Raw genomic sequence first — 24,574 nt, 5'->3', positions numbered from 1 at the left:
CCGCGGCACGGTCCGCTTTGCCGCTGCGCTTCTCCGACGCGCCTGCCTCCCTCTCGCTTCCCGCCCGCCGCCAGGTCCGCTTTTTACTGCTACCTTTTACAGATAACCCGTTGTTTTTACCGGAGAGAGACTTTGCCACTGCCCCGCTCCAGGAAAACAGAGCGCTTTGTGCTGCTGTTTCTGCTTTTTATCAGCGTTTTTATCGTGACGGCATGCAGCTGGGCGCTCTGGCAGTCGTGGCAGAACCGGCTGCAGGATGTCTCGGTGCAGGCGCGCAACCAGTCGCTTTCGCTCTCTCGCCAGGCGCAGGACACCTTTCTGCAGGTCAATATCGCGCTGGATGAGATCGCCCGCCAGGGAGATGAGGTGTTTAGCCGTCCTGAGGCTTACAGCGGCAGAAACGGCATTCTCGCCGGACTCTCGCTGCCGCTGCCGCAGCTGGCCGGACTCTTTGTTTATGACAAAGAGGGCAACTGGCTGGCCACCTCGCGCGACATGCAGTTTAAGCAGATGAACAACGCCGACCGCGAGTCCTTTATCTGGCACCGCGACCATGCCGATCCGGGCGCGCATATCGGCCACGTCATTCGCAGCCGCAGCGCCGACGAGCTGGTAATCCCGGTTTCTCTGCGGCTCAACGACGCGGCGGGCAATTTTCGCGGCGTGGCGCTCGGCTCGGTAAAAGTCGCTTTTTTCCGCCAGTTTTACGGCTGGTATGAACAGAGCCCGGGTGATCTGCTGGCGCTGATGAACACCGATGGCGTCTTGCTTTACGCCCGCCCTTTTCCCGACAGTATGCTCAACCGCAGCCTCTCTTCCAGCCCGCTGTTTACCCGCCTGCTGAGTCAGTCGCGCATCGGCAGCGCCACCTGGGACAGTCGCCTGGACGGCGAAGAGCGTCTCTTCGGCTACGCCCGGCTGGAGCGCTATCCGCTGGTCGTGGCGGTCGGCTATGAAACCCGGGCGATCCGGCACGCCTGGTGGAAGAGCAATATCACCGGCATCGGCGTGAATATCTTCACCTGGCTGCTGGTGCTGCTGTTCGGCTATCTGGTGCTGCGTCAGCTGCGCGCCAACCAGCGCAGCCAGCAGGCGCTGATGCGCTCGCAGGATGAGCTGACGCGCCTCAACGGCACGCTGAGCGATCTGGCGATGCTGGATGGCCTGACCGGGCTGGGCAACCGACGGCAGTTCGATTTTTATCTGGAGAAGAGCCTGCAGGGCACCGCCTCGCCCGTCTCGCTGATTATGTTCGATGTGGACTTTTTCAAACGCTACAACGATGAGTATGGTCATATCGCCGGCGATCGCTGTCTGCAGGAAGTGGCGGCGGTGCTCAAACACCTGCCGCTGCGCGGCACCGACCGGGTCACGCGCTACGGCGGCGAAGAGTTCGCCATTATTCTGCCGGGCACCCACGCCCGCGACGCTGAGAATGTCGCTCACCGCGCGCTGGAGGCGATCCGCCGCGCGGCGCTGCCCCATGAGGCGAGCGATCTGCCGGATAAAATCGTCACCCTGAGCGCGGGTATCAGCGCCTCGCCGCCCGGCGACTCGCCTGATTCGCTCAAGCTGGCCGCCGACGAGGCGCTCTATGTGGCGAAAAAAGCGGGACGCAACTGCATTGCCGGAACAGACGGTATCTGCCTGTTATAGCTTTTTCCGGCGCGGCGGCACGGCAATCGCCAGCAGGCCCAGCACGATCAGCAGCACGCCCGCCAGGCCGCTCCAGCGAAACGGCTCGCCGAACGCCGGGAGCAGCACCGCAGCCAGCCATACCAGCACGTAGCTCAGGCTCAGCAGCGGATAGAGCCGGTTGAGCGGCAGATGGCGCAGCGCCAGCATCCAGCAGAGCATGGAAAGCGCATAGGCTCCCAGTCCGGCAGCAAGCAGCAGCGCCCTGGCGTGACGCATCCCGTCGAGACTCAGCCACTCTTCGACGGGCGGGAAATCGCGCATCGCCAGGCGCAGCGTCAGCTGCGCCAGCGTCACCAGCAGCACCGACCCGATCGCCAGCATAACGCCCTTCACAGATGACTCCCGATCAGCGCCACGCCCGCCACAATCGCAAGCGTGCCGAGCCACTGCCGCAGGGTGTAGCTTTCCTGCCAGATCAGCCGCGCGGCGAGCGCCACCAGCACAAAGTTAATGCTGAGCATCGGATAGGCGACGCTGACCGGCACCAGCCGCAGCACCCAGAGCCAGAGCAGCATCGCGACGCCCAGCAGCAGCAGGCTTAAGCCAATCCACAGCATCAGGCGGCTTTTACCGTGGCGCGCGCCGAGGGTCGCCGCCTGCTTCTGGCAGAGCTGCGCGAGGCAACTCAGCAGGCTCACCAGCGCAATCAGCAGCAGGCTCATGGTTTTTCGTCATAGCCGTAGTAGAGCAGCCGCCCCTGCCGATATCTCTCGTCCGGCGTAGGCATCGTCGCGTCAGGCGCTTTCTCGCCCGAATTGAGCATGATGATCACCGCCACGCGGCCGTGGCGGCGATGCGCCTGCAGCCAGCCCGCGAAGGCCGCGCCATCGACGTAGCGCGCCTGGGCATCGGGATAGCTCAGGCCATACTGCACTTCGCCTTTGGCGTCGTAGAGGGTGATGTCGCTGCGGCGCAGCGTCCAGGCGATCGCCGAGGCGACGCCCGGATTATCAGCCAGCAGATAGCGGCTGCCCGCCAGCCGCTCGCGCAGCGCGCTGACGAAGCTCAGCGGCTGCTTCGAATCGCGCACCTTCTGCGGAATGGCGTACCCCACCAGCAGCGCCAGCGCCAGCGGACAGAGCGCCGCCAGCTGCCAGCGGTGGTCGCCCGGCCGCAGGCTCAGCCAGCCCGCGATACCCCAGCCGGCAAAGGCCGCCGCCGCCGCCGCCGCGCGCAGCGTCTCGTCGCGCGCGTAGAGCGGATGGCGCGCCACTCCCCAGGGCGCGAGAAACAGCACGACCGCCGCAGTGGCGATCAGGCCGAGCAGCAGATTGATCCCGCCGTTGATGCGGAACACCCTGCCGAGCCGCGCGCCGCCGCTGTGGGCGTAGCGCGCCATCAGCAACGCCAGCGGCGTGAAGCACGGCAGAATATAGGTTGGCAGCTTGCCTTTGGCGATGCTGAAAAACAGCAGCGGCAGCAGCACCCAGCTCAACAGATAGGCGGCGTCGGCATGCTTTCCGCGCTGCCGCCACGCTGCGGCCAGCGCGCCGGGCAGCAGCGCCAGCCAGGGCAGCGAGCCCGCCAGCACCACCGGCAGGTAGTACCAGAACGGCGCTTTGTGCTGGGCATCGGCGTCGGCGAAGCGCTGGATATGCTCCACCCAGAAGAAGTAGTGCCAGAAATCCCCCTCCTGCCGCGCGATCGCCAGCGCCCAGGGGGCGCTAATCACCACCGCCGTCGCGACGGTCAGCGTCCCCCAGCGCAGCAGTTCGCCGAAGCGACGCTGCCAGATGGCCCAGGGCGCGATCGCCAGCACCGGCACCGCCAGCGCCAGAAAGCCCTTGGTCATAAAACCCATGGCGCAGGCGACGCCGAGCAGCAGATAGCCGCACAGCCGCTGCCGCGTGCCGCTTGCCTGCGCCGCCAGCCAGTAGCTGCACATCGCCGCCACCAGCCACAGCAGCAGAATGGGATCGAGCACCGCATAGGTGCCAATGCCGTATACCAGCAGCGAGGTGAGAAAAATCACGCTGCCGCTGAGCGCGACGGCGCGGCTGGCGAACATCCGTACGCCGAGCCAGTAGAGCAGCAGCGCGCTCAGCGCGGTGCTGAAAATGGCGCCCGCGCGCACGCCGAACAGGGTGTGGCCGAACAGCAGCTGGCCGATGTTGTTGACCCAGTAGCCGGCGATCGGTTTTTCAAAGTAGCGCAGGCCGAAAAAGCGCGGCACCACCCAGCTGCCGCCCGCCACCATTTCGCGGCTGATCTCGGCGTAACGGGTTTCATCCGGCTGCCACAGGCTGCGGAATTCAACTGGAATCAGGTAATAGAGGGCGAAAAGCGCCAGCAGCAGCGCCGTTTTCGTTCCCGCGCGCATCGGTGTCCACATAGAGAAGCGTCCTGTCTTGAGTTAACGCTGGCAGCCCAGCCAGCCTTCGCGCCCGGCGATCTCGCCGCGTACCACTTTGCCCTGCGGCAGCGTCGCGAGATCCTCAGGCAGCAGCTCGCTGAGCGGACAAAAGCGAATGCCCATCCGCTCCGCGCGCGTCAGCAGCTCGCGGAAGGCGGGCAGTCCCACGATGCCCTCAACCTCGGCATGAATGGTGTAGACGGGCGATCCGCTGGCGGCCGCTATCTGCTCAAGAATGTAGTCGTTGAACGCCGCCGCGCTCACCTGCTGGCCGACCACTTCATCCCAGGTAGGCAGGGTCACCGGGATTTGCACCGTCGCCGGGCGGCCGTCGGCCAGCAGCGGTATAAAAGGCCCGCTGCCGCGGCAGTCGCTGTTATAGCGGAAACCGAATGCCTCTTTAGCGGCAATCACGCGCGTATCGGCGCGCCAGCCCGCCACGGCGGAGCAAGTGACAACGTCACCTGTTATTGCCTCCAGCGCCATTTTGCCGCGCGCGAGCTGCTGATTCAGCTTTTCCTGCGGCCAGACGCCCGCCCAGGTTTGCCAGGCGAAGTGATCCCAGGCGTGCAGGCCGATTTCATGGTGCTCCGCCGCTGCGCGCACAATGTCAGCCAGCCCGCGACCGATATCCCGTCCCGGCCAGGCGGTGCCGGCCAGCAGGATGTCCCAGCCGTAGAGCGACGCCGCGCGCGAGCGCAGCATCTTCCACAGAAAGCGCGGCTTCATCAGTCGCCACAGGTGGCGTCCCATGTTGTCCGGCCCGACGCTGAAAAAGAAGCTCGCCTGCAGCTGATGCAGGCTGAACTGCTCCAGCAGCGCCGGCACGCCCAGCTTTGTGCCCCGCCAGGTGTCGACGTCGACGCGCAGCCCGACTTTCTTCATGGCTTCTCCTGCAGCTCGACGGTGCGCAGGAAGAAGTCGAGCGTGTTATCGATGGTGGTGTCCATCTCCACCGTCGGCGTCCAGTTCAGCAGACGACGCGCGTTTTTGATCGAGGGCTTGCGGTGCTCGACGTCCTGATAGCCCTTGCCGTAGTAGCTGCTGCTTTCCACTTCGCGGAAACCGGCGAAGGGCGGAAAGCGGTCGCGCAGCGGATGGCGCTCGAAGCTCGCCAGCAGATGCTCCGCCAGCTCTTTGATGCTGGCCTCGTTGTCTGGATTGCCGATGTTGACGATCTGGCCGTCGCAGTTGCCGTTTTTGTTTTCAATAATGCGGAACAGCGCTTCGATGCCGTCGCGAATATCGGTAAAGCAGCGCTTCTGCGCCCCGCCGTCGATCAGCTTGATCGGCGAGCCCTCTACCAGGTTAAGGATCAGCTGGGTAATAGCGCGCGAGCTGCCGATACGGGCGGCGTTCAGGTTATCGAGGCGCGGCCCCATCCAGTTAAACGGACGGAACAGGGTAAAGCGCAGCCCCTCTTTTTCGCCGTAGGCCCAGATGACGCGGTCCAGCAGCTGTTTCGACACCGAGTAGATCCAGCGCTGCTTGTTGATCGGGCCGACCACCAGGTTGGAGTGATCCTCGTCGAAGTGGTTGTCGGTACACATGCCGTAGACTTCGGAGGTGGACGGAAAGATGATGCGCTTTTTGTACTTCACGCAGTCGCGGATAATCTTCAGGTTCTCTTCGAAGTCGAGCTCGAACACGCGCAGCGGGTTGCGGGTGTACTCAATCGGCGTGGCGATCGCCACCAGCGGTAGCACCACGTCGCACTTCTTGATGTGGTACTCAATCCATTCGGAGTGAATGCTGATATCGCCTTCGACAAAGTGGAAGCGCGGCTGGTCGAGGAAACGGCTGATGGCGTCAGAGCCGATATCGAGCCCGTAAACCTCGAAGTTGTCATCCTGCAGCAGGCGCTCGGTCAGGTGGTTGCCGATAAAGCCGTTAACGCCGAGGATCAACACGCGGGTGCGACGCTTCACCGCGGCGACCGGCTGCGAATAGAGCAGCGCGCCCGGCACCATGCCCAGGCTTTGCGCCAGCTGGCTGCCGTTCATATAGACGCCGTTGTCGCTCTGGCCGGTCAGCACCTCCAGCGCGCCGTCGCCGCAGGCGATCAGGAAGGGATCGACCGACAGCACCGTGCCGGGCTTCGCCTGCGGCGCGTCCGCGTGCACGCGCCCTTTCCACACCACGAATTTCAGCGTGCCGGCAAAGGCGAAGGCGCCTGGCCAGGGATCGGTGACGGCGCGAACCAGGTTGTTCACCCGCTGCGCCGGCCACGCCCAGTTGATGCGCCCGTCGTCCGGCGTGCGGCGGCCGACCAGGGTCGCGTCGCTGTGGTTCTGCGGCCGCGCGGCGATCTCGCCGCGCTTCATCGCTGGCAGCGCCCCTTCCAGCAGTTCGGTGGCGCAGGCGACCAGCTTGCGGTGCAGCGTCAGGGCGTTGTCCTGCGCATTGATCGCCACGCGCTGCTGCGCCACGATATCCCCCGCGTCAGCGCGCTTCACCATGTGGTGCAGCGTCACGCCCGTTTCCGTTTCGCCGTTGACCAGCACCCAGTTGAGCGGCGCGCGGCCGCGGTATTTCGGCAGCAGCGAGCCGTGCAGGTTAAAGGCGCCCACGCGGGCGGTGCGGAGAATGCTGTCGCTCAGCAGCGCGCGGTAGTAGAACGAAAAGATAAAGTCCGGCTGCATCGCTTTGATGCGGTCGACCCACAGCGGATGGCTGGCGTCTTCCGGCGCGTAAACCGGAATGCCCTGCTCCGCCGCCAGGCGCGCCACGGAAGGAAAGGCGTGGCTTTCCGGCGAGGTGTCGGCATGGGTGAAGATGGCGCTGATTTCATATCCGGCATTCAGAAGCGCGCTGATGCCCGCACAGCCCATTTCGGCGTAGGCGAAGACGATGGTTTTCATTGCTCAGATTCCTGTACAGAAGAGGCTTTTTGCTGGGGGTGGATAACACGCTGGATAAAGTAGCGAGGCCGCGCGCGCACGTCGTTGTAGATGCGCCCGATATATTCGCCGAGCAGCCCCATGCCGATAAACTGCGCGCCGACAAAGATAAACAGGATGGCGAACAGCACAAAGACGCCGTCGCCCGCCCAGCTGGCGCCGAGAAACAGGCGCAGCACGATCAACACCAGCGAGAAGGCGAAACCGGCCAGCGCGATCAGGCTGCCGACGATGCTCAGCAGACGCAGCGGCGTGGTGGTCAGGCAGGTCACCAGGTCGTACATCAGGTTAATCAGCTTCATAAAGCTGTATTTGGAGTCGCCGAATTCGCGCTCGGCGTGGGTTACCGGCAGTTCGATAGTGCGCCGTGCGAAGGTGTTGGCGAGAATGGGGATAAAGGTGCTGCGCTCGTGGCAGTTCAGCATCGCATCAACGATATGGCGGCGATAGGCGCGCAGCATGCAGCCATAATCCCCCATCGCCTTTCCGGTGACGCGCTGGATCAGGTGGTTGATGGCGCGCGAGGCGCGGCGGCGAAACCAGCTGTCCTGGCGGTTCTGGCGCACGGTGCCGACCACGTCATAGCCCTGCTGCGCCGCGCGCACCAGGTTCGGGATCTCCTCCGGCGGGTTTTGCAGGTCGGCGTCCAGCGTGATGATCAGATCGCCGGAGACATGGCTGAAGCCGGCCATAATCGCCGAGTGTTGGCCGTGGTTGCGGTTCAGCAAGACGCCGACCACATGGCTGCCGGGCATGTCGGCGGCATCGTCGATCATCTGGGCGGAGCGGTCAGCGCTGCCGTCGTCCACCAGCAGAATTTCATACTCCAGTCCCAGCGTGGCGCAGGCGGCGTCGGTGCGGCGCACCAGCTCCGCCAGGCTCTCTTCTTCGTTGTAGACCGGGATCACCACGGAAACGAGGCGAATCGCTTTTTCTTCCTGCATCTCAGACTCCTGCCAGCTGACGCAACGCGCTGACGACGCGGGTGACGTCTTCATCGCGCATATCCGGGAACAGCGGCAGAGAGCAGATGCGCTCGCTGTTCCATTCGGTGTTGGGCAGCGAGAGCTGCGGATAGCGCTCGCGGTAATATTTATGGGTGTGCGCGGCGCGGAAATGCAGGCCGGTGCCGATGTCCCGCGCCTTCAGCGCCTCCATCAGCGCATCGCGGCTGATGCCGCAAGCGGCTTCGTCGACGCGAATGATAAACAGATGCCAGGCGTGCTGATGCGGCCAGTCCGGCTGCGCCAGCGGCAGAAACGGCGTGTCGGCGAGTTCGCGCAGATAGCGCTGGGCGATGGCGGCGCGGCGCGCATTAAAATCGGCGAGCTTTTTCAGCTGCACCAGCGCAATGGCCGCGCTGATATCGGGCAGGTTGTACTTGAAGCCGGGCATCACCACTTCCGCCTGCGGCTTGCGGCCGTGGGTATGGCGATCGTAGGCGTCGACGCCCAGCCCGTGAAATTTCAGGCTGCGCATGCGATCCGCAAGCTGCGCGTCATCGGTGACAATCAGGCCGCCTTCGGCGCAGGTCATATTTTTGATGGCGTGAAAGGAGAAAATCGCGGTGCCCGCGCTGCCGATATGGCGCCCGTGGTAATAGCAGCCCGCCGCATGGGCGGCATCCTCAATCACCGGAATGCCATAGCGCGCACCGAGCGCGCGGATCGCATCCACATCCGCCGGCGCGCCGGCGTAGTGCACCGGAATGATGGCGCGGGTGCGCGGCGTAATGGCGGCCTCAATCTGTTCGGGCGTCACCATCAGCGTATCGCGATCGATGTCGATCATCACCGGCGTCGCGCCCAGCAGCGTGATGATATTAAGGGTGGAGACCCAGGTCAGCGACGGGGTTATCACCTCATCGCCAGGCTGAATACCGAGCGCCAGCAGCGTCACGTGCATTCCCGCCGTGGCCGAGCTGACGGCGATGGCGTGCTGATTGCCGGTGAGCTGACAAAAAGCCTGTTCCAGCGCCGCATTTTGCGGACCTGTGGTAATCCATCCGGATTCAAACACCGCTTTGACCGCCGCCAGCTCCTCTTCACCCAACGAAGGCCGCGAAAAAGGGAGAAATGACATAATAAAATTCCATCCGTTCCAGATGTTCGAAATAAATAAATGCGTAAGCGCCGCCTGAAGAAATAAATCTTACAAATATGAAGGAATTGTTTCCTTTTGACGTAAGTTTGGTGAATCTTGCCAGCCCATGCTTCATGACGGGATTGAGAAAATAATGCTGGCGAAACCTTAAGACAGCCTTAATCAGGCTGGCGCTTTTTTTTCATCTGGCGCGGGAGAAAATACAATGGCAACAAAGAGGGGGCGATGCAAATAGTGCAGTCACAGCAGATTTCAATTATTTCAGCGCGATCGATACGACATAAGCTTATATCGACCTTCATCGAGATAAACCGCATGGTCTAAAAAAGGTGAATGAACTTATCGGAATTTATTATTACAGCCCTACTGATTAGCACCCGCATTAACTTAAAATACATCAAAATCAATAATCTACATTTATTACAACTTTAACGCACTCTTTTAAATTTCCGTTTTTAAAATCACTTCCTCTCGAAAGTAAATTCTTTCAGAACTGTTAAAACCGGCCAGCCTGCCAAATAAAAAGGCAAGGCAAAAATGATTGACGAGCCGCGCTACCTTATTTCTGCGCATGAAAAATCAGGCGCGACTTTATGCTGTGAGTAAAGTTTTGTAACAGACGCGCACCTAAAATAACGCGCTTTTATGCGCCCTTTTATCGCTGAATAACAGCAGTGGTTTATCTTTTGTTTAAGATAAAACTATTGTTGCCGCCGTTGCCGGCAGCGCATTGCGATATATTGCCCTCGCTGCGTTACCGGCCAGGCGGACTTTAGGCCTAAAATTCCGCTTCCTCGCCCGGCAGCGGTTGAGAAAGTTCCTGCCCTTCGACGCCAGCATAAAAAATCACTAACTCGGTCGGCTCGTCGGTGGTGTAGCCACGGTGCGCGCTGTCGATTGTTTCGTTCAGCGCCTCTCCCGCGCCTGCATGAAATCGTTCGCCGCTGTGCTTGTCTTCGATGGTCAGGCGCCCTGAGAGAACATAGGCGGTATTAGGCATGGGATGAGTATGCCAGGGGAGTTCGCTGTGGGCGGGCAACGACATGCGCATCACCGATATCTGCGGTTTGCCCGCTGGATAAGCCTCATAGGGCTGGCCATTCCAGGCGCTGCCGCTCTGTAACAGCTGCTGATGCGCGATCTCTGCCGGGCGCTGATCTGAGTTGGTTTTTTTCTCCGTCATGGTCTCTCCTGTTTCGTTAATCTCAATAGAGTGTAGCGGACAGGACGCGCCAGAAACGCCAAAGGCCGCACTAAGCGGCCTCTGAAACAGGTATTGCGACAGCGTTATTTGATCAGTTCAGCGGAAACGTAGGCGCCGTTATCAAAGCGAGCCCCGGTAATTTTGTATGCTGCGCCAGCCTGATGCGCCTGCGCGGCGATTTGCGCTTCCGCTGCATCGAGCGTGGCGGCTGAAGCGGTAATGCTCTGAGCGAAGCTGCCGAATGATACAAAGGAGAGCGCAGCAACTACAACGAAAGTTTTGATGGTTTTCATGGTCGATTCCTTAAGAGTGGTTTCAGTTAGTGAGGCGTTTTGCCTCAATGTAGACATCATGCGCCTGAGAGAGGCGGTTTAAAAGCTGACATATTTGCTTTTAAACCACAAAAATATTGAAAGACTTTTCTACTCCTTTTTAGCCTGCCTGCCCGACTGGCGATGCCCCGCTTAACGGCGCAAATTCTGACCTTTCATGCGCCCGACACGAAATTGCTGCCGCCCTTTCCTTGCCTGTAAGCGGGTTATCGACGGATAATCCCTACAGACTTCGTCATGCTGACGCGACGCCGCCGCAGCCCGACGCCCTAACGCTGAAAATTTAGGCAACGCATTGATATGAGTGAAAAATGTAAAGCGCTGCAAACCACGCTGATTCCCCTTCAGGCGATTGCGCATGCCCTACGATAACGTCTATGCCGAAAAACGGCTGCCCGGCGCATTTCGCCGCAGCTGGCACCATTTTTATCGCAACACCACCGCCATGATCGGGCTGTACGGCTTTGGCGCCCTGCTGTTTCTCTGCCTGTTCGGCGGGCTGCTGGCGCCCTACGGCATCGATCAGCAGTTTCTCGGCTATCAGCTGCTGCCGCCCTCATGGTCGCGCTACGGCGACGTCTCCTTTTTCCTCGGCACCGACGATTTGGGACGCGACGTGTTAAGCCGCCTGCTGAGCGGCGTGGCGCCGACCGTGGGTTCAGCGATTCTGGTCACGCTCTTCGCCACGCTGTGCGGGCTGGCGCTCGGCGTGCTGGCGGGCATTACGCACGGATTGCGCTCGGCCGTTATGAATCACGTGCTGGATACCCTGCTGTCGATCCCCACGCTGCTGCTGGCGATTATCGTGGTGGCCTTTCTAGGCCCGCGCCTCGAGCACGCGCTGCTGGCGATCTGGCTGGCGCTGTTGCCGCGTCTGGTGCGCGCCACCTATAGCGCGGTGCACGACGAGCTGGAAAAAGAGTATGTGGTGGCGGCGCGCCTCGACGGCGCCACTAACGTCGATATCCTGCGCCATGCGATTTTGCCCAACGTGCTGCCGATGCTGATCAGCGAAGTGACGCGCTCGCTGTCGCTGGCGATTCTGGATATCGCCGCGCTCGGCTTTCTCGATCTTGGCGCGCAGCTGCCCTCGCCCGAATGGGGCGCGATGCTCGGCGATTCGCTGGAGCTGGTTTACGTCGCCCCCTGGACGGTGATGCTGCCGGGCGCCGCGCTGATGATCAGCGTATTAATCGTTAACCTGCTGGGCGACGGTATCCGCCGCGCTGTAGAGGCGGGAGTGGAATAATGCCGTTACTCGATATTCGTAATCTGACCATTGAATTTATGACCGCCGACGGTCCCGTTAAGGCGGTGGACCGCATCAACCTGACGCTGATGGAAGGCGAAGTCCGTGGGTTAGTGGGCGAATCGGGATCGGGCAAAAGCCTGGTGGCGAAGGCGATCTGCGGCGTGACCAAGGATAACTGGCGCGTCACCGCCGATCGCATGGTATTCGACGATATCGACCTGCTGCGGCTGTCGCCGCGCGAGCGTCGCCGCATCGTCGGTCACAATGTCTCGATGATTTTTCAGGAGCCGCAGTCCTGTCTCGACCCTTCGGAGCGTATCGGCCGCCAGCTGATGCAGGCGATTCCGCGCTGGACCTATAAAGGTGCGTGGATGGGACGCTTCTGGTTCTGGCGCAAAACCCGCGCCATCGAGCTGCTGCACCGCGTCGGCATCAAAGATCATAAAGATATCATGCGCAGCTTTCCCTACGAGCTGACCGAAGGCGAGTGCCAGAAGGTGATGATCGCCATCGCGCTGGCCAACCAGCCGCGCCTGCTGATCGCCGACGAACCCACTAACGCCATGGAACCAACCACCCAGGCGCAGATTTTTCGCCTGCTGAGCCGCCTCAACCAGAACAACAACACCACCATTCTGCTGATTAGCCACGATCTGCGCACCATGAGCCAGTGGGCGGACCGCATTAACGTGATGTACTGCGGGCAGACCGTTGAAACCGCGGGCAGCGATGACCTGATCGTTACGCCGCACCACCCTTATACGCAGGCGCTGATCCGCGCAATGCCCGATTTCGGCCGCGCGCTGCCGCACAAAAGCCGCCTGAACACGCTCTCCGGCGCGATTCCCTCACTGGAAAGCCTGCCGATCGGCTGTCGGCTTGGTCCGCGCTGCCCTTACGCGCAGCGCAAATGCGTGGAAACGCCGCGCCTGAGCGGCAGCAAGACGCACCTTTTCGCCTGCCACTTTCCGCTGAATATGGAGGAGCAGTAGATGGAGACGCTGCTTGAAGTGCGCAATCTGAGCAAAACCTTCCGCTATCGCACCGGCCTCTTTCGCCGCCAGCACGTCGAGGCGGTGAAGTCGGTGAGCTTTATTCTGCGCGAGAAGCAGACGCTGGCGATCATCGGCGAGAACGGCTCCGGCAAATCGACGCTGGCGAAAATGCTGAGCGGCATGGTGGCGCCGAGCAGCGGCGAAATTCTGATTAACGATCATCCGCTTGAATTCGGCGACTACGGCTACCGCAGCCAGCGCATCCGCATGATTTTTCAGGATCCCTCTACCTCGCTCAACCCGCGACAGCGCGTCAGCCAGATCCTCGACCTGCCGCTGCGCCTCAACAGCGATCTGACGCCGGAGGCGCGCGAGAAGCGCATTATCGCTACGCTGCGCCAGGTGGGTTTGCTGCGCGACCACGCCGGCTACTATCCCCATATGCTGGCGCCGGGCCAGAAGCAGCGCCTCGGTCTGGCGCGCGCGCTGATCCTGCAGCCGAAGGTGATTATCGCCGACGAAGCGCTCGCCTCGCTCGATATGACGATGCGTTCCCAGCTGGTTAACCTGATGCTGGAGCTGCAGGAGCAGCACGGCATCACCTATATTTATGTGACGCAGCATCTTGGCATGATGAAGCACATCAGCGATCAGGTGCTGGTGATGCACCAGGGCGAAGTGGTGGAGCGCGGCGGCACCGCCGACGTGCTGGCTTCGCCGCTGCACGATCTGACTAAACGGCTGATTTCGAGCCACTTCGGCGAAGCGCTGACGGCGGAAGCCTGGCGCCGCGAGGCCTGATTCAGGTTGGTTTACCCCATTTGCCTGAGACGTGCTAGAATCCGCACGTCGATTAACGCGGTCGCCTGTTTTTTAACCAATGCGACCGCCAACAACTATGACCATAAGGATTACAGCTATGGGTTTTCTTTCCGGTAAGCGCATTCTGATTACTGGCGTTGCCAGTAAACTCTCTATTGCCTACGGAATTGCGCAGGCGATGCACAAGCAGGGCGCAGAACTGGCTTTCACCTACCAGAACGACAAACTGAAAGGTCGTGTGGAAGAGTTTGCTAAAGATCTGGGTTCAGACATTGTGCTGCCGTGCGATGTGGCCGAAGACGAGAGCATCAAATCGCTGTTTACTGAACTGGCAAAAACCTGGCCGAAATTTGACGGTTTCGTTCACTCCATCGGCTTCGCCCCGGGCGACCAGCTGGATGGCGACTATGTGAACGCCGTTACCCGCGAAGGCTTTAAGATTGCTCACGACATCAGCGCCTACAGCTTTGTAGCGATGGCGAAAGAGTGCCGCGAGATGCTGAACCCCAATTCCGCTCTGCTGACGCTCTCCTACCTGGGCGCAGAGCGCGCTATCCCGAACTACAACGTGATGGGTCTGGCGAAAGCGTCGCTGGAAGCTAACGTGCGCTATATGGCGAACGCGATGGGTCCGGAAGGGGTGCGCGTGAACGCCGTTTCCGCCGGTCCGATCCGTACCCTGGCGGCGTCAGGCATCAAGGATTTCCGTAAGATGCTGGCGCACTGCGAAGCGGTCACCCCGATTCGCCGCACCGTCACCATCGAAGACGTCGGCAACTCGGCGGCGTTCCTCTGTTCTGACCTGGCCGGCGGCATCACCGGCGAGATCGTTCACGTTGACGGCGGCTTCAGCATCGCCGCGATGAACGAACTGGAACTGAAATAAGTTCTGAGGGCGAGCCTGGCTCGCCCTTTTTTTTGCTCACTTTCCCCGCCTTATAGCTCCGCGCTATTAATTATCACCGATCGGTCTTTTGCCCTTCCCCGCCGTTAAGCGACGATAAGCCAGCCCCCGGGCGCGCGTCACGGTTTCGGATTCACGCCATGCGCGACGTGCCAGTTATTTGCAAAAGGAATAACCATGGAACAACGCCGCTTTCCTGGCCACAACCACTGGTTTTACGAGAGCCAGACTAGCCCGCACGCCATTCAGGCTGAGCCGCTGGTTCCCGAAGCAGCCCTGATTAACGATCGTTTCCTGCTCGGCCTGCAGCAGGAGGCGAGCGCGCTTCAGCCGCTGTTGCAGGCCAGCCAGCCGATGCTGCTGGCCTCACGCGATCTCTGCCAGCTGCTGTTTCCCGATCGCGTCGCAGCGACGCTGACCCATACCCTTACCCTTTACGATCGCCTCAGCACCGCGCTGACCGTGGCGCAGGTCGCGGGCGTGCAGCGACTCTGCAATCACTATTCGGCGCGTCTTAATCCACTGCCCGGCCCCGACTCGTCGCGCGAGAGCAATAATCGCCTGACCCAGCTGACGCAGTATGCGCGCCAGCTGGCGATGCAGCCGGAGCTGATCAACGCCGCTGCGCTCAGGGCGCTCGACGCCGTGGGTCTGACCGAGCCGGATATCGTTACGCTGAATCAGATCGTCGGCTTCGTCAGCTATCAGGCGCGGGTGGCGGCCGGTTTGCAGGCGCTGATGGCGCTGCCGGTGCGCTGGCTGCCGGGCGTAACGCCCCCGCCCGATGCCGACCGCAACGGGTTTGCGGAAAAGCCACTCTGGAAACCGGGCGTGAAGCCGCTGGAGCTGCGCTACGCCAGCGCCGAGCAGCTCGCCGCCGTCACCTTCTGCCAGCCGTGTCCCGATCTCGCCGATGCGGTCTGGCTGCTGGCGCACGATGCCGCCGCGCTCTACGGCTGGCAAACCCTGCGCCAGCGCATCAATCCGACTGCGTTTACCCCGCTGGCGGAGGCGACCTGCGCGCGCGCGCTCGGCAGCCGCTGGGCGTTTCAGTTTTTCCCGGATGAGGTGCGCGAGACGCTGCTGGAGTCGGTGGATGATGCCGCCGGTCAGACAACGACGCAGGGCCGCGTCGTGGCGCTGGCGGCGCAGTTGACCCGCTCGCCTGAGCGCTTCAGCGCGGCGCATCTGCAGCCGCTGGTCACCGAAGGCTGGCAGCCAGAGGCGCTATTCGCCCTGATTCAGGCGGTGGCGATCGGCAACTGGAACAGCCGGCTGTTTTACGCCATGGGCGAAGCGGCGTAGCCTTCAAGGTGGCTGCGCGCCTCGTCGAAGAAGTGTTGCGACAGCGGCGAGGCGCGACCCGGTTCGGCAATCACCAGCGCCGCCTGGCGCGCCATATGGGTAATGGCAATCGGCCGCTGCGCCATGCCCTGTAGCATCGACGGCAGCAGATGACCGACAGGCGACACCAGCACCCCCAGCCCCACCTGCGCGCTCTGCACCAGTTCGAGAATCGCGGCGCTCTCCACCATTACCTGCGGCGTCAGCCCCGACTCGCGGAAGGCCATGTCGAGATAGCGGCGAAAATAGCGCGTCGGCTCGGAGAGACAGAGCGGCAAGGCGGCGAGATCGGCGAGCGAGAGCGGTTCGTCGCCCACCAGATCGGGAAACTGCGTCGGATCAAATATCGCTTCAACGCCGCGCTCAGGCAGAAACGCCGTCTGAAAATGCAGCTCGCGCAGCGTCGCCAGCTCGAAAAAGCCGATGCCGACGTCGACGGTATGACTGTTAAGCGCCTCCAGCAGCTGATCGGCGCTAAGCGCGGCGATGCGGTAGTTAAGCTGAGGATAGCGACTCTGCACCCTTTTCAGCAGCGCCGGCAGCGCCACGCTGCACTGCGGCATCACGCCGATGCGCAGCGTGCCGTTGACGCCGTGCTTCAGCGACTCTACCTCCAGCTTCAGTCCCTGATAGACCGACACGATCTCTCGCGCCCACGCCAGCACGCGATCCCCTTCCGGCGTAAAGCCGACAAAGTTATTGCTGCGGTTGATCAGCGACAGGCCGAGTTCGCGTTCGAGGTTTTTCAGACGCATAGAGAGCGTCGGCTGGCTAACGAAGCTGGCTTCGGCTGCGCGGCCGAAATGGCGTTCACGTTCGAGGTTGCAGAGGTAAATTAATTGTTTAATGTCTATTTTCTTTACCTGTCAATGACATAAAAGCATAACTTTGTGGAGGAATATTATGTTGCACCTTTCCCTGTACCCACTTAAAAGTGATTCATCCTGAAGAAGATCTTCGGGTACCTTGCTGGCGATGTCAATGCTGTTGACCAGGATTATTCTTACCACTCACCAACCAGCCCGCTTTTTAAACGGTGACCAAATCGTTCAGTTCAAAACGTGAAAAGGCCGCCCAGTGGCGGCCTTGAATAAGTAAGGTAATTCGGATGAACAAAAAGAAAATCAGGCAGCGATCGGTTGCGGATTTATTTTAATCATGGCCGATTTACAAAAAATACATTTTGCGCCAAGCGGGTTTTTGACGTTGATGTCAAAAACGGAGCGGCGGTATTGCGAGCCCTGACAATGCGGGCAGCGAAGAGACATAATGACTGAAATAATTTTTAGCGTCCTGTGACATTGGCAGCCGATGGACCTTTTGGACCATCCTGCACAGTGAATTCTACCTTCTGCCCCTCATCGAGAGTGCGGAAGTCATTGCCTTCTATAGCAGAAAAGTGCACGAACACATCCTTGCCGCCCTCATCAGGCGAAATAAAGCCGAAGCCTTTTTCTGCGTTAAACCCTTTAACCGTGCCGAGCATGTTAATAGACATAAGATCCCTTTACGTTAAGCCTGTAAGTAATGATAGCTGAATTACAGAGGCGCATCGGTAAGATTGAGATAAAACTCAAGAAGAGAGGCTTAAGCGCGGCACTAACGTAAATGAGAGAGACGACAGAGACAGAGGATGAGGTTGTCTGCTTATCAGACCAGGCGTTCATTTACGCACGCATTGGCAGCCATTGCAAGCAAGTAAAAAAGAATTTTGCTGTTACACTCTTTACGACGTGTTGAGCGCGGCTAAGAATTTGAATTAAATATAAAGAAGGAGAAAGAGGTGAAAAATAAAATTTATCTTCCGCAGTTCGATGTAAGCGCAGACGTGGAGATATTTGGTAATAAAGTCACGGTGCGCTATGAAGGAAACGAACATTTTCCTAAGCGTCTGAAGGTCAAAGAGCAATATTTCGTGGTTATCGACGGCACAGAAAAGATTATGGTGCTTGAACGCAAAGCGATCGGCTCCTGGCAGTTCTCCCTTCAGTCATGATGGCGTGATTCCCACCTTTACCTACCGGTTCAGCAAGGTGGGAATGCGCCGTGGTGCTATTTCTTTTCGCGGTCCTCGTAGGGATCTTTCGTGTCATCATTATGATCGTCACGGGTACGCGGAATCTCGCCGTGTTCAGCAGGCGCATCGGTCGCCGGATGATCGTCCTCTTCATAGGCGTTGTGGACGTGCGGCGTGCTTTCGGGAGCGCTCTTGCTGACGTCCCCTTCCTGTTTACGTTCTTCGTTGGTTTTATGTTTAAACATTTCCGTCTCCTCGTTCGCTTCCAGTCTGTTAAGTGTAGACGTAAATCCTTCAGGCCACGCCGAGCGCGCTTTTTACCTCGTTGGCAATCTTCTCTACCTGCGGACCATAGATAACCTGAATATCGTGCTCGCTGACGCGGTTGATGCCGTTGGCGCCGGTGGTGAGCAGCGTCTGATCCACCACCTCTTTCATATCTTTCACCCTGACGCGCAGGCGGGTAAAGCAGCAGTCGACATCTTCAATGTTCGCCTGCCCGCCCAGGCCGCTGATAATCACCTTCGTGCGCTCGTCCGCCGCCACCAGCTGCGGCTTTTCATCTTCTGATTCACGTCCCGGCGTCTCGACGCCCATGCGGGTGATAATAAAGCGGAATGCATAGTAGTAGAGCGGCGCATAGACCACGCCCAGTGCCAGCGTCCACCACCAGTGGGTTTTGCTGCCGCCGAGAATGCCGAACACCACCAGATCGATCACGCCGCCCTGCACGTTGCCGATCATCAGGTGCAGCATCGACATCAGCATAAAAGAGAGACCGGTCAGCAGCGCGTGCAGCAGATAGAGCACCGGCGAGACGAAAATAAAGCAGAATTCCAGCGGCTCGGTGATGCCGGTGGTGAAAGAGGTCAGCGCGCCCGCCATCATCAGCGCCTTGACCCGCTGCTTATGTTCAGGACGCGCGGTGTGATAGATCGCCAGCGCGGCGGCCGGCAGGCCGAACATCATCACAGGAATTTTGCCCTGAGCGAGAAACTGGGTCGCGTTGCGCAGCGCGTCGTCAGGCACCGAGCCGGGATGGGTCAGCGACGCGTTAAAGATATTGAGCGCGCCCACCAGCGTTTGCCCGTCAACAATGGCGATGCCGCCGATGGGGGTAAAGCGCACGGTTTCATTAAGGATGTGGTGCAGCCCGGTAGGGATCAAAATACGCTCGGCGGTGCCGAGCAGAAACGCGCCGTACTGCCCGCTTTTACCGATCATCTCACCTACCCAGGCGATGCCCGCGCCCAGCGTCGGCCAGATCAGCGCCAGCAGCACGCCCACCAGCGGCAGCACAACCACGGTGACGATTGGCACAAAGCGGCGCCCGCCGAAAAAGCTGATGGCGGTCGGCAGCTGCTGGGTATAGAAGCGATTGTGCAGCAGCACCGTTAGCAGCCCGGCAATCACGCCGCCCAGCACGCTCATGTTATAGGTGAAGATGCCCAGCATCTGGATATATTCCGCCGAGGTCATCATCGCCGTGGTCTGGTCCATGCCTGCCTGCTGTAACGCGGCCGGCGTGGTGGTCGCCGCCGTCAGCCCCTTTGCCGCCAGCGTGGCGCTGATGCCGACGTTCATGGTGATGTAGCCGATTACCGCGGCGAAGGCCGCCGTCGGCTTTTCCGCCTTCGCCAGGCCGATGGCGCTCGCCACGGCGAAGAAAACCGGCAGGTTGGCGAAGAGCGCGCCCGCCACTTTGCGGATGAAACCGATAATCAGCTGCGGCACCTGCATCTGGGCAAAGGCGTCGCCGGTAATCGCCGGATTCTGCATCGCGGCGGCGAGGCCAAGGAAGATCCCCGCCGCCGCAATCACCGAGATCGGCATCATCAACGCTTTGCCAAACGCATGGATCTGGCTGGTGAGCTGTTTCATGGAGTGCGCCCTTTAAGAGATGAAGGAGCAAGTATTGACCCGATGCGCCAGTAACTCCCGTTATCAACAGGTTGCCAGAGAGTAAAATTTGAGCAGCATCACAATTTTGCATCTGGCACGATAAACGGCGGCTATCGCACCATTAAGTCAATCAATTAGACAACTTATGATTGCAGTCGCACACTTCCCTCACCGTCAGGATATATCCTGATAACAAACTTCCTACAAAAAACATAAGCCTGCACTCACCATGAAATTCAAACGTAAAATTAAGCCCTACCGCGCCGCTGCGGGCGGCTGGGGATCGCTGGAAGCTACTACCCGTTTCGTTTTAGACAGCAAAGCTGCGCTGAAAAATATGCGCAACCTGATGCGCATGAACAAAGCGCGCGGCTTCGACTGCCCGGGCTGCGCCTGGGGCGACGATAACAAAAGCACCTTTAGTTTCTGTGAAAACGGCGCCAAAGCGGTGACCTGGGAAGCAACGCGTCGCGTGGTTGACACCGATTTCTTTGCCCAGCACAGCGTCACCAAACTTTATGCGCAGAGCGACTACTTCCTGGAGTATCAGGGCCGCCTGACTCACCCGATGCGTTATAACGCCGAAACCGATCACTATGAGCCGGTAAGCTGGGACGACGCCTTTGCGCTCATCGCGCAGCATATCAAGGCGATGGACAACCCGAACCAGATGGAGCTCTACACTTCGGGCCGCGCCAGCAACGAAGCCTCCTGGCTCTATCAGCTGTTCGGCCGCCTGGCGGGCACCAATAACTTCCCGGACTGCTCCAATATGTGCCACGAAGCGAGCGGCGCCGGTCTGAAGCGCAGCATCGGCGTCGGCAAAGGCACCATCCGTCTTGACGATTTCGACCATGCCGACGCGATCTTCGTTTTCGGCCAGAACCCGGGCACTAACCATCCGCGTATGCTGCACAGCCTGCGTCACGCGGCCGATCACGGCGCGAAGATCGTCACCTTCAATACCCTGCGCGAGCGCGGTCTTGAGCGTTTCGCCGATCCGCAAAAGCCGCTGGAGGTGGTTACCTCTAAAGCGGGCACCATCAGCTCCGCCTATTACCAGCCGAATCTCGGCGGCGATATGGCGGCGGTACGCGGCATGGTGAAAGCGCTGCTCGAGACCCATCGCGCGCGCATAGCGGCTGGTGAGAAAGGCCTGTTCGACGAAACCTTTATCAACGCCACCACGCACGGCGTCGAAGCCTATTTCGACGCGGTCGACAACACCGACTGGATGCAGATTGTGCAGCAGTCCGGCCTGAGCGAAGCGCAAATCCGCGAGGCCGCGGCAATCTATCAGAGCGCCGATCGCGTTATCGTCACCTGGGCGATGGGCATCACCCAGCACAAGCACTCGGTAGACACGGTACGCGAAATCGTGAACCTGCAGCTGCTGTTCGGCCAGCTCGGCAAGAAAGGCGCAGGCCTCTGCCCGGTGCGCGGCCACAGCAACGTGCAGGGCAACCGCACCATGGGCATCGACGAGAAGCCGAGCAAAGCGTTCCTCGACGCGCTCGGCAGCCACTTCGGCTTCGAGCCGCCGCGCGAGCACGGTCATAACACCGTTGAAGCGCTGAACGCTATGCTGCGCGACGAGATCAAAGTGCTGATCGCGCTGGGCGGCAATCTCGCCGCGGCAGCGCCCGACTCCCCGCGCACCGAAGAGGCGCTGCAGCGCTGCGGCCTGACGGTGCATATCAGCACCAAGCTCAACCGCAGCCATCTGGTGCCGGGTGCGGAGAGCCTGATCCTGCCGACGCTGGGCCGCACCGAGCGCGACACCCAGGCGACCGGCAATCAGTTCATCACCGTAGAAGACTCTTTCAGCATGGTGCACGCCTCCGAAGGCATCGGCATTCCGCTGGCGGAGACGCAGCGCTCAGAAACCGCTATCGTGGCGGGCATTGCTCACGCGGTGCTGGGCGACGAGAAGGTGCAGTGGCTGAAACTGGCCGCCGACTACAACCTGATCCGCGACCATATCGCCGCCACCATTCCGGGCTTCGCCGACTTCAACGAGAAGTGCGACCAGCCGGGCGGCTTCTACCTTGGCAACGCGGCGGCGGATCTGCGCTTCAACACCCCGACGCAGAAAGCGGAATTCAGCAGCGCGGCGCTGCCCGCCTCGCTCTTCCCGCTGGACGTGGCGGAAGTGCCTTTCACGCTGCAGACCCTGCGCTCGCATGACCAGTACAACACCACGATCTACGGCCTCGACGACCGTTACCGCGGCGTTTACGGCCAGCGCGAAGTGGTGTTTATCAACCCGGAAGATATGCAGGCGCTCGGCTTTACCGAAGGTCAGCTGGTGGATATCGAAACCCTGTGGAACGACAATATCTCGCGTCGCGTCAGCGGTTTTAAACTGGTGCCCTACAATATTCCGCGCGGCAACCTCGCGGCCTATTATCCGGAAACCAACCCGCTGGTTCCGCTGAACAGCTTCGGCGACATCAGCGGCACGCCGACCTCTAAATCGGTTCCGGTGAAGCTGGAACTGTCGGTTTTCCTGCCGACTCAACGCATCGCGTAAGCGCAGAGTTTCCTTAGTAAAAAGCCGGTTAATCCGGCTTTTTTACCCTCTTTTGCCTTGCCGCGCGCCCCTGATTCGCGTAAAACTAGCAGCCGCTCTTAGGCCACGAAACTAAACTGACTATGTTCCAGGATAATCCGCTGCTCGCGCAGCTTAAAGAGAAGCTCCACGCGCAGACTCCCCGCGCAGAAGGTGTCGTTAAAGGCACCGAAAAAGGTTTCGGCTTCCTTGAAGTCGACGCGCAGAAAAGCTATTTCATTCCGCCGCCGCAGATGAAGAAAGTGATGCACGGCGACCGGGTATCCGCCATCATCCACAGCGATAAAGATCGTGAAAGCGCCGAGCCTGAAACGCTGATCGAACCCTTTCTCAGCCGCTTTGTCGGCCGCGTGCAGAAGAAAGATGACCGTCTTTCCGTCGTTCCGGACCATCCGCTGTTAAAAGACGCGATCCCCTGCCGTCCGGTGCGTGGCCTGAGCCATGATTTCCAGGCGGGCGACTGGGCCGTTGCCGAAATGCGCCGCCATCCGCTGAAAGGCGACCGCGGTTTCTACGCCGAACTGACCGAATTTATCGTTAAAGCCGACGATCATCTGGCGCCGTGGTGGGTCACCCTGTCGCGCCATAACCTGGAGCGCGAAGCGCCGCAGGTCGGCTTTGGCGAGATGCTGGACGAACAGCTGACGCGGGAGGATCTTACCGCGCTCGATTTCGTCACCATCGACAGCGCCAGCACCGAAGATATGGATGACGCGCTCTACGTCGAAGAGAACGCCGACGGCACGCTGCGTCTGACTATCGCTATCGCCGATCCCACCGCCTACGTGCCGGAAGGCAGCGAGCTGGACAAGCTGGCGGCGCAGCGCGCCTTCACCAACTATCTGCCGGGCTTCAATATCCCGATGCTGCCGCGCGAACTCTCCGACGACGTCTGTTCGCTGCGTCCTAACGTGCGCCGTCCGGCGCTGGTCTGCCGCGTCACCGTGGCGCAGGATGGCTCGCTGGGCGACGACGTGCACTTCTTCGCCGCCTGGATCGAATCAAAAGCCAAGCTGGTCTATGACCAGGTTTCCGACTGGCTGGAGAACAGCGGCGAATGGCAGCCGCAGAGCGAGGCGATCGCCCAGCAGATCCGTCTGCTGCACCGCATCTGCCTGGCGCGCAGCGAATGGCGTCAGAACCATGCGCTGGTGTTTAAAGATCGCCCGGATTACCGCTTTGTTCTCGGCGAGAAAGGCGAAGTGCTGGATATCGTCGCCGAGCCGCGCCGCATCGCCAACCGCATGGTGGAAGAGGCGATGATCCTCGCCAACGTCTGCGCCGGTAAGGTGCTGCGCGAGAAGCTGGGCTTCGGCGTCTACAACGTGCACACCGGCTTCGACGCCACCAATGCCGAGCAGGCCGCCGCCGTGCTGGCCAGCCACGGCGTCAACGTCGATGCCGCCGCCATCACTACGCTGGAAGGTTTCCGCCAGCTGCGTCGTCAGCTCGACGCGCAGCCGACGCAGTACCTCGACAGCCGCATCCGTCGCTTCCAGTCTTTCGCCGAGATCAGCACCGAGCCGGGTCCCCATTTCGGCCTGGGCCTGGAGGCGTACGCCACCTGGACCTCGCCGATCCGTAAATCGGGCGACATGATCAACCATCGCCTGCTGAAAGCGATTATCCGCGGCGAGCAAGGCGCGCGTCCGGATGAGGCGCTGACGGCGACCATGGGCGAACGTCGTCGCCTGAACCGTATGGCGGAGCGCGACGTTGGCGACTGGCTTTACGCGCGCTGGCTGGCGCCGCATGCCGGCACCGACCGCAAGTTTAGCGCCGAGATTATCGACGTCTCGCGCGGCGGCATGCGCGTGCGCCTGCTGGAGAACGGCGCCGTCGCCTTTATTCCGGCGCCCTTTATCCACGCGGTGCGCGATGAACTGGTGTGCAGCCAGGAGAGCGGCACCGTGCAGATCAAAGGCGAAGTCGCCTTCCGCGTGACCGACGTGATCGACGTGACCATCGCCGAAGTGCGCATGGAAACGCGCAGCGTGGTGGCCCGCCCGGCCGTCTGAGCATGAAAAGATGCGGGATAATCGCTGTTATCCCGCATTTTCACCTCTCTGTTTACACAAATGTTAAATTTGTTCCCCGCTTCACACTTCTCAACACATTAACTTTCACTTACATTCCATTACATTACCTTTGACTCGTTGTCTTTGAACGTCCCTTT

General features: G+C 60.4%; 23 protein-coding genes. 9 read left to right on the top strand and 14 right to left on the bottom strand.

What is annotated here, in order from left to right; all coding sequences use genetic code 11:
• Nucleotides 1–132: 132 nt before the first annotated feature.
• Nucleotides 133–1,656: a sensor domain-containing diguanylate cyclase gene (locus B3229_RS18240; protein ID WP_286873132.1), complete on the top strand. Its 1,524-nt coding sequence runs from the start codon at nucleotides 133–135 to the stop codon at nucleotides 1,654–1,656.
• On the opposite strand, the gene arnF is transcribed toward B3229_RS18240, so the two are convergent.
• The 9 genes from arnF to B3229_RS18195 all read right to left on the bottom strand — a co-directional run bounded on the left by arnF (nucleotide 1,651) and on the right by B3229_RS18195 (nucleotide 10,551).
• Nucleotides 1,651–2,031 carry a 4-amino-4-deoxy-L-arabinose-phosphoundecaprenol flippase subunit ArnF gene (gene arnF / locus B3229_RS18235; RefSeq protein WP_286873129.1) on the bottom strand — a complete coding sequence of 127 codons (381 nt, stop codon included), beginning with the start codon at nucleotides 2,029–2,031 and terminating at the stop codon, nucleotides 1,651–1,653. The genes B3229_RS18240 and arnF overlap by 6 nt on opposite strands.
• Entirely contained in the window at nucleotides 2,028–2,360 is a 333-nt protein-coding gene (gene arnE / locus B3229_RS18230; protein ID WP_286873128.1) for a 4-amino-4-deoxy-L-arabinose-phosphoundecaprenol flippase subunit ArnE, read from the bottom strand. The genes arnF and arnE overlap by 4 nt, the downstream gene beginning before the upstream one ends.
• Entirely contained in the window at nucleotides 2,357–4,018 is a 1,662-nt protein-coding gene (arnT, locus tag B3229_RS18225; protein ID WP_286873539.1) for a lipid IV(A) 4-amino-4-deoxy-L-arabinosyltransferase, read from the bottom strand. The genes arnE and arnT overlap by 4 nt, the downstream gene beginning before the upstream one ends.
• Nucleotides 4,019–4,051: 33 nt before the next feature.
• Entirely contained in the window at nucleotides 4,052–4,936 is an 885-nt protein-coding gene (gene arnD, locus B3229_RS18220) for a 4-deoxy-4-formamido-L-arabinose-phosphoundecaprenol deformylase (protein ID WP_286873125.1), read from the bottom strand.
• Nucleotides 4,933–6,912 carry a bifunctional UDP-4-amino-4-deoxy-L-arabinose formyltransferase/UDP-glucuronic acid oxidase ArnA gene (arnA, locus tag B3229_RS18215; protein ID WP_286873122.1) on the bottom strand — a complete coding sequence of 660 codons (1,980 nt, stop codon included), beginning with the start codon at nucleotides 6,910–6,912 and terminating at the stop codon, nucleotides 4,933–4,935. Before arnA ends, arnD begins: the two co-directional genes overlap by 4 nt.
• Nucleotides 6,909–7,895 (bottom strand): undecaprenyl-phosphate 4-deoxy-4-formamido-L-arabinose transferase, encoded by a 987-nt coding sequence (gene arnC / locus B3229_RS18210; protein ID WP_286873120.1) that lies wholly within the window; start codon nucleotides 7,893–7,895, stop codon nucleotides 6,909–6,911. The genes arnA and arnC overlap by 4 nt, the downstream gene beginning before the upstream one ends.
• Nucleotide 7,896: 1 nt before the next feature.
• Nucleotides 7,897–9,033, bottom strand: a complete 1,137-nt coding sequence (arnB, locus tag B3229_RS18205; protein ID WP_286873117.1) for a UDP-4-amino-4-deoxy-L-arabinose aminotransferase — start codon at nucleotides 9,031–9,033, stop codon at nucleotides 7,897–7,899.
• Nucleotides 9,034–9,832: 799 nt separating this feature from the next.
• Nucleotides 9,833–10,237, bottom strand: coding sequence for a cupin domain-containing protein (locus tag B3229_RS18200; protein WP_048786210.1), 405 nt, complete (start codon nucleotides 10,235–10,237; stop codon nucleotides 9,833–9,835).
• A 104-nt stretch (nucleotides 10,238–10,341) separates the two neighbouring features.
• Nucleotides 10,342–10,551: a DUF1471 domain-containing protein gene (locus tag B3229_RS18195; RefSeq protein ID WP_048786208.1), complete on the bottom strand. Its 210-nt coding sequence runs from the start codon at nucleotides 10,549–10,551 to the stop codon at nucleotides 10,342–10,344.
• Between the two features lie 397 nt (nucleotides 10,552–10,948).
• Between B3229_RS18195 and sapC the strand changes: the two genes are divergently transcribed.
• The 5 genes from sapC to B3229_RS18170 all read left to right on the top strand — a co-directional run bounded on the left by sapC (nucleotide 10,949) and on the right by B3229_RS18170 (nucleotide 15,868).
• The gene (sapC, locus tag B3229_RS18190) at nucleotides 10,949–11,839 is read left to right on the top strand and encodes a putrescine export ABC transporter permease SapC (protein ID WP_048786206.1); all 891 of its coding nucleotides are present in this window, start codon (nucleotides 10,949–10,951) and stop codon (nucleotides 11,837–11,839) included.
• Nucleotides 11,839–12,834 (top strand): putrescine export ABC transporter ATP-binding protein SapD, encoded by a 996-nt coding sequence (sapD, locus tag B3229_RS18185; protein WP_033746872.1) that lies wholly within the window; start codon nucleotides 11,839–11,841, stop codon nucleotides 12,832–12,834. The genes sapC and sapD overlap by 1 nt, the downstream gene beginning before the upstream one ends.
• The gene (gene sapF, locus B3229_RS18180; protein WP_048786201.1) at nucleotides 12,835–13,638 is read left to right on the top strand and encodes a putrescine export ABC transporter ATP-binding protein SapF; all 804 of its coding nucleotides are present in this window, start codon (nucleotides 12,835–12,837) and stop codon (nucleotides 13,636–13,638) included. It abuts the gene before it with no gap.
• Nucleotides 13,639–13,756: 118 nt separating this feature from the next.
• Complete coding sequence (gene fabI, locus B3229_RS18175; RefSeq protein WP_033746867.1) at nucleotides 13,757–14,545, top strand: enoyl-ACP reductase FabI; 789 nt, start codon at nucleotides 13,757–13,759, stop codon at nucleotides 14,543–14,545.
• A gap of 195 nt (nucleotides 14,546–14,740) precedes the next feature.
• A complete protein-coding gene (locus B3229_RS18170; protein ID WP_286873108.1) occupies nucleotides 14,741–15,868 on the top strand; it encodes a CMD domain-containing protein in 1,128 nt (375 codons plus the stop codon).
• On the opposite strand, the gene B3229_RS18165 is transcribed toward B3229_RS18170, so the two are convergent.
• The 3 genes from B3229_RS18165 to B3229_RS18155 all read right to left on the bottom strand — a co-directional run bounded on the left by B3229_RS18165 (nucleotide 15,844) and on the right by B3229_RS18155 (nucleotide 17,405).
• The gene (locus tag B3229_RS18165; RefSeq protein ID WP_286873536.1) at nucleotides 15,844–16,761 is read right to left on the bottom strand and encodes a LysR family transcriptional regulator; all 918 of its coding nucleotides are present in this window, start codon (nucleotides 16,759–16,761) and stop codon (nucleotides 15,844–15,846) included. The two genes, B3229_RS18170 and B3229_RS18165, sit on opposite strands and share 25 nt — an antisense overlap.
• A 270-nt stretch (nucleotides 16,762–17,031) precedes the next feature.
• Nucleotides 17,032–17,175: a hypothetical protein gene (locus B3229_RS18160; RefSeq protein WP_286873105.1), complete on the bottom strand. Its 144-nt coding sequence runs from the start codon at nucleotides 17,173–17,175 to the stop codon at nucleotides 17,032–17,034.
• Between the two features lie 17 nt (nucleotides 17,176–17,192).
• The gene (locus tag B3229_RS18155; protein WP_048781842.1) at nucleotides 17,193–17,405 is read right to left on the bottom strand and encodes a cold shock domain-containing protein; all 213 of its coding nucleotides are present in this window, start codon (nucleotides 17,403–17,405) and stop codon (nucleotides 17,193–17,195) included.
• 285 nt (nucleotides 17,406–17,690) lie between these two features.
• On the opposite strand from B3229_RS18155, the gene B3229_RS18150 reads away from it, so the two are divergent.
• Nucleotides 17,691–17,903, top strand: coding sequence for a hypothetical protein (locus tag B3229_RS18150; protein ID WP_048781844.1), 213 nt, complete (start codon nucleotides 17,691–17,693; stop codon nucleotides 17,901–17,903).
• A gap of 56 nt (nucleotides 17,904–17,959) precedes the next feature.
• On the opposite strand, the gene B3229_RS18145 is transcribed toward B3229_RS18150, so the two are convergent.
• Together B3229_RS18145 and B3229_RS18140 are read right to left on the bottom strand one after the other, a co-directional pair.
• Nucleotides 17,960–18,169, bottom strand: coding sequence for a hypothetical protein (locus B3229_RS18145; RefSeq protein WP_033746856.1), 210 nt, complete (start codon nucleotides 18,167–18,169; stop codon nucleotides 17,960–17,962).
• A 49-nt stretch (nucleotides 18,170–18,218) separates the two neighbouring features.
• Nucleotides 18,219–19,805 (bottom strand): PTS transporter subunit EIIC, encoded by a 1,587-nt coding sequence (locus tag B3229_RS18140; protein WP_048781846.1) that lies wholly within the window; start codon nucleotides 19,803–19,805, stop codon nucleotides 18,219–18,221.
• Between the two features lie 250 nt (nucleotides 19,806–20,055).
• Between B3229_RS18140 and B3229_RS18135 the strand changes: the two genes are divergently transcribed.
• Nucleotides 20,056–22,359 carry an FdhF/YdeP family oxidoreductase gene (locus B3229_RS18135; protein WP_286873100.1) on the top strand — a complete coding sequence of 768 codons (2,304 nt, stop codon included), beginning with the start codon at nucleotides 20,056–20,058 and terminating at the stop codon, nucleotides 22,357–22,359.
• Nucleotides 22,360–22,481: 122 nt separating this feature from the next.
• A complete protein-coding gene (locus B3229_RS18130; protein ID WP_286873097.1) occupies nucleotides 22,482–24,416 on the top strand; it encodes an exoribonuclease II in 1,935 nt (644 codons plus the stop codon).
• The last annotated feature ends 158 nt before the right edge of the window (nucleotides 24,417–24,574 follow it).

The organism is Pantoea sp. UBA5035, assembly GCF_002415245.1.
In the GTDB taxonomy this organism is placed as follows: domain Bacteria; phylum Pseudomonadota; class Gammaproteobacteria; order Enterobacterales; family Enterobacteriaceae; genus Pantoea; species Pantoea septica.
The sequence above is the reverse complement of the archived record's forward strand: the minus strand, read 5'-3'. Positions and strand labels throughout refer to the sequence as shown.

Coding starts and splice junctions, on each gene's coding strand:
- arnE (WP_286873128.1), bottom strand. CDS start 2,360: ATGAGCCTGCTGCTGATTGCGCTGGTGAGCCTGCTGAGTTGCCTCGCG.
- arnT (WP_286873539.1), bottom strand. CDS start 4,018: ATGCGCGCGGGAACGAAAACGGCGCTGCTGCTGGCGCTTTTCGCCCTC.
- arnD (WP_286873125.1), bottom strand. CDS start 4,936: ATGAAGAAAGTCGGGCTGCGCGTCGACGTCGACACCTGGCGGGGCACA.
- arnA (WP_286873122.1), bottom strand. CDS start 6,912: ATGAAAACCATCGTCTTCGCCTACGCCGAAATGGGCTGTGCGGGCATC.
- arnC (WP_286873120.1), bottom strand. CDS start 7,895: ATGCAGGAAGAAAAAGCGATTCGCCTCGTTTCCGTGGTGATCCCGGTC.
- arnB (WP_286873117.1), bottom strand. CDS start 9,033: ATGTCATTTCTCCCTTTTTCGCGGCCTTCGTTGGGTGAAGAGGAGCTG.
- B3229_RS18200 (WP_048786210.1), bottom strand. CDS start 10,237: ATGACGGAGAAAAAAACCAACTCAGATCAGCGCCCGGCAGAGATCGCG.
- B3229_RS18195 (WP_048786208.1), bottom strand. CDS start 10,551: ATGAAAACCATCAAAACTTTCGTTGTAGTTGCTGCGCTCTCCTTTGTA.
- sapC (WP_048786206.1), top strand. CDS start 10,949: ATGCCCTACGATAACGTCTATGCCGAAAAACGGCTGCCCGGCGCATTT.
- sapD (WP_033746872.1), top strand. CDS start 11,839: ATGCCGTTACTCGATATTCGTAATCTGACCATTGAATTTATGACCGCC.
- sapF (WP_048786201.1), top strand. CDS start 12,835: ATGGAGACGCTGCTTGAAGTGCGCAATCTGAGCAAAACCTTCCGCTAT.
- fabI (WP_033746867.1), top strand. CDS start 13,757: ATGGGTTTTCTTTCCGGTAAGCGCATTCTGATTACTGGCGTTGCCAGT.
- B3229_RS18170 (WP_286873108.1), top strand. CDS start 14,741: ATGGAACAACGCCGCTTTCCTGGCCACAACCACTGGTTTTACGAGAGC.
- B3229_RS18160 (WP_286873105.1), bottom strand. CDS start 17,175: ATGTCTCTTCGCTGCCCGCATTGTCAGGGCTCGCAATACCGCCGCTCC.
- B3229_RS18155 (WP_048781842.1), bottom strand. CDS start 17,405: ATGTCTATTAACATGCTCGGCACGGTTAAAGGGTTTAACGCAGAAAAA.
- B3229_RS18145 (WP_033746856.1), bottom strand. CDS start 18,169: ATGTTTAAACATAAAACCAACGAAGAACGTAAACAGGAAGGGGACGTC.
- B3229_RS18140 (WP_048781846.1), bottom strand. CDS start 19,805: ATGAAACAGCTCACCAGCCAGATCCATGCGTTTGGCAAAGCGTTGATG.
- B3229_RS18135 (WP_286873100.1), top strand. CDS start 20,056: ATGAAATTCAAACGTAAAATTAAGCCCTACCGCGCCGCTGCGGGCGGC.
- B3229_RS18130 (WP_286873097.1), top strand. CDS start 22,482: ATGTTCCAGGATAATCCGCTGCTCGCGCAGCTTAAAGAGAAGCTCCAC.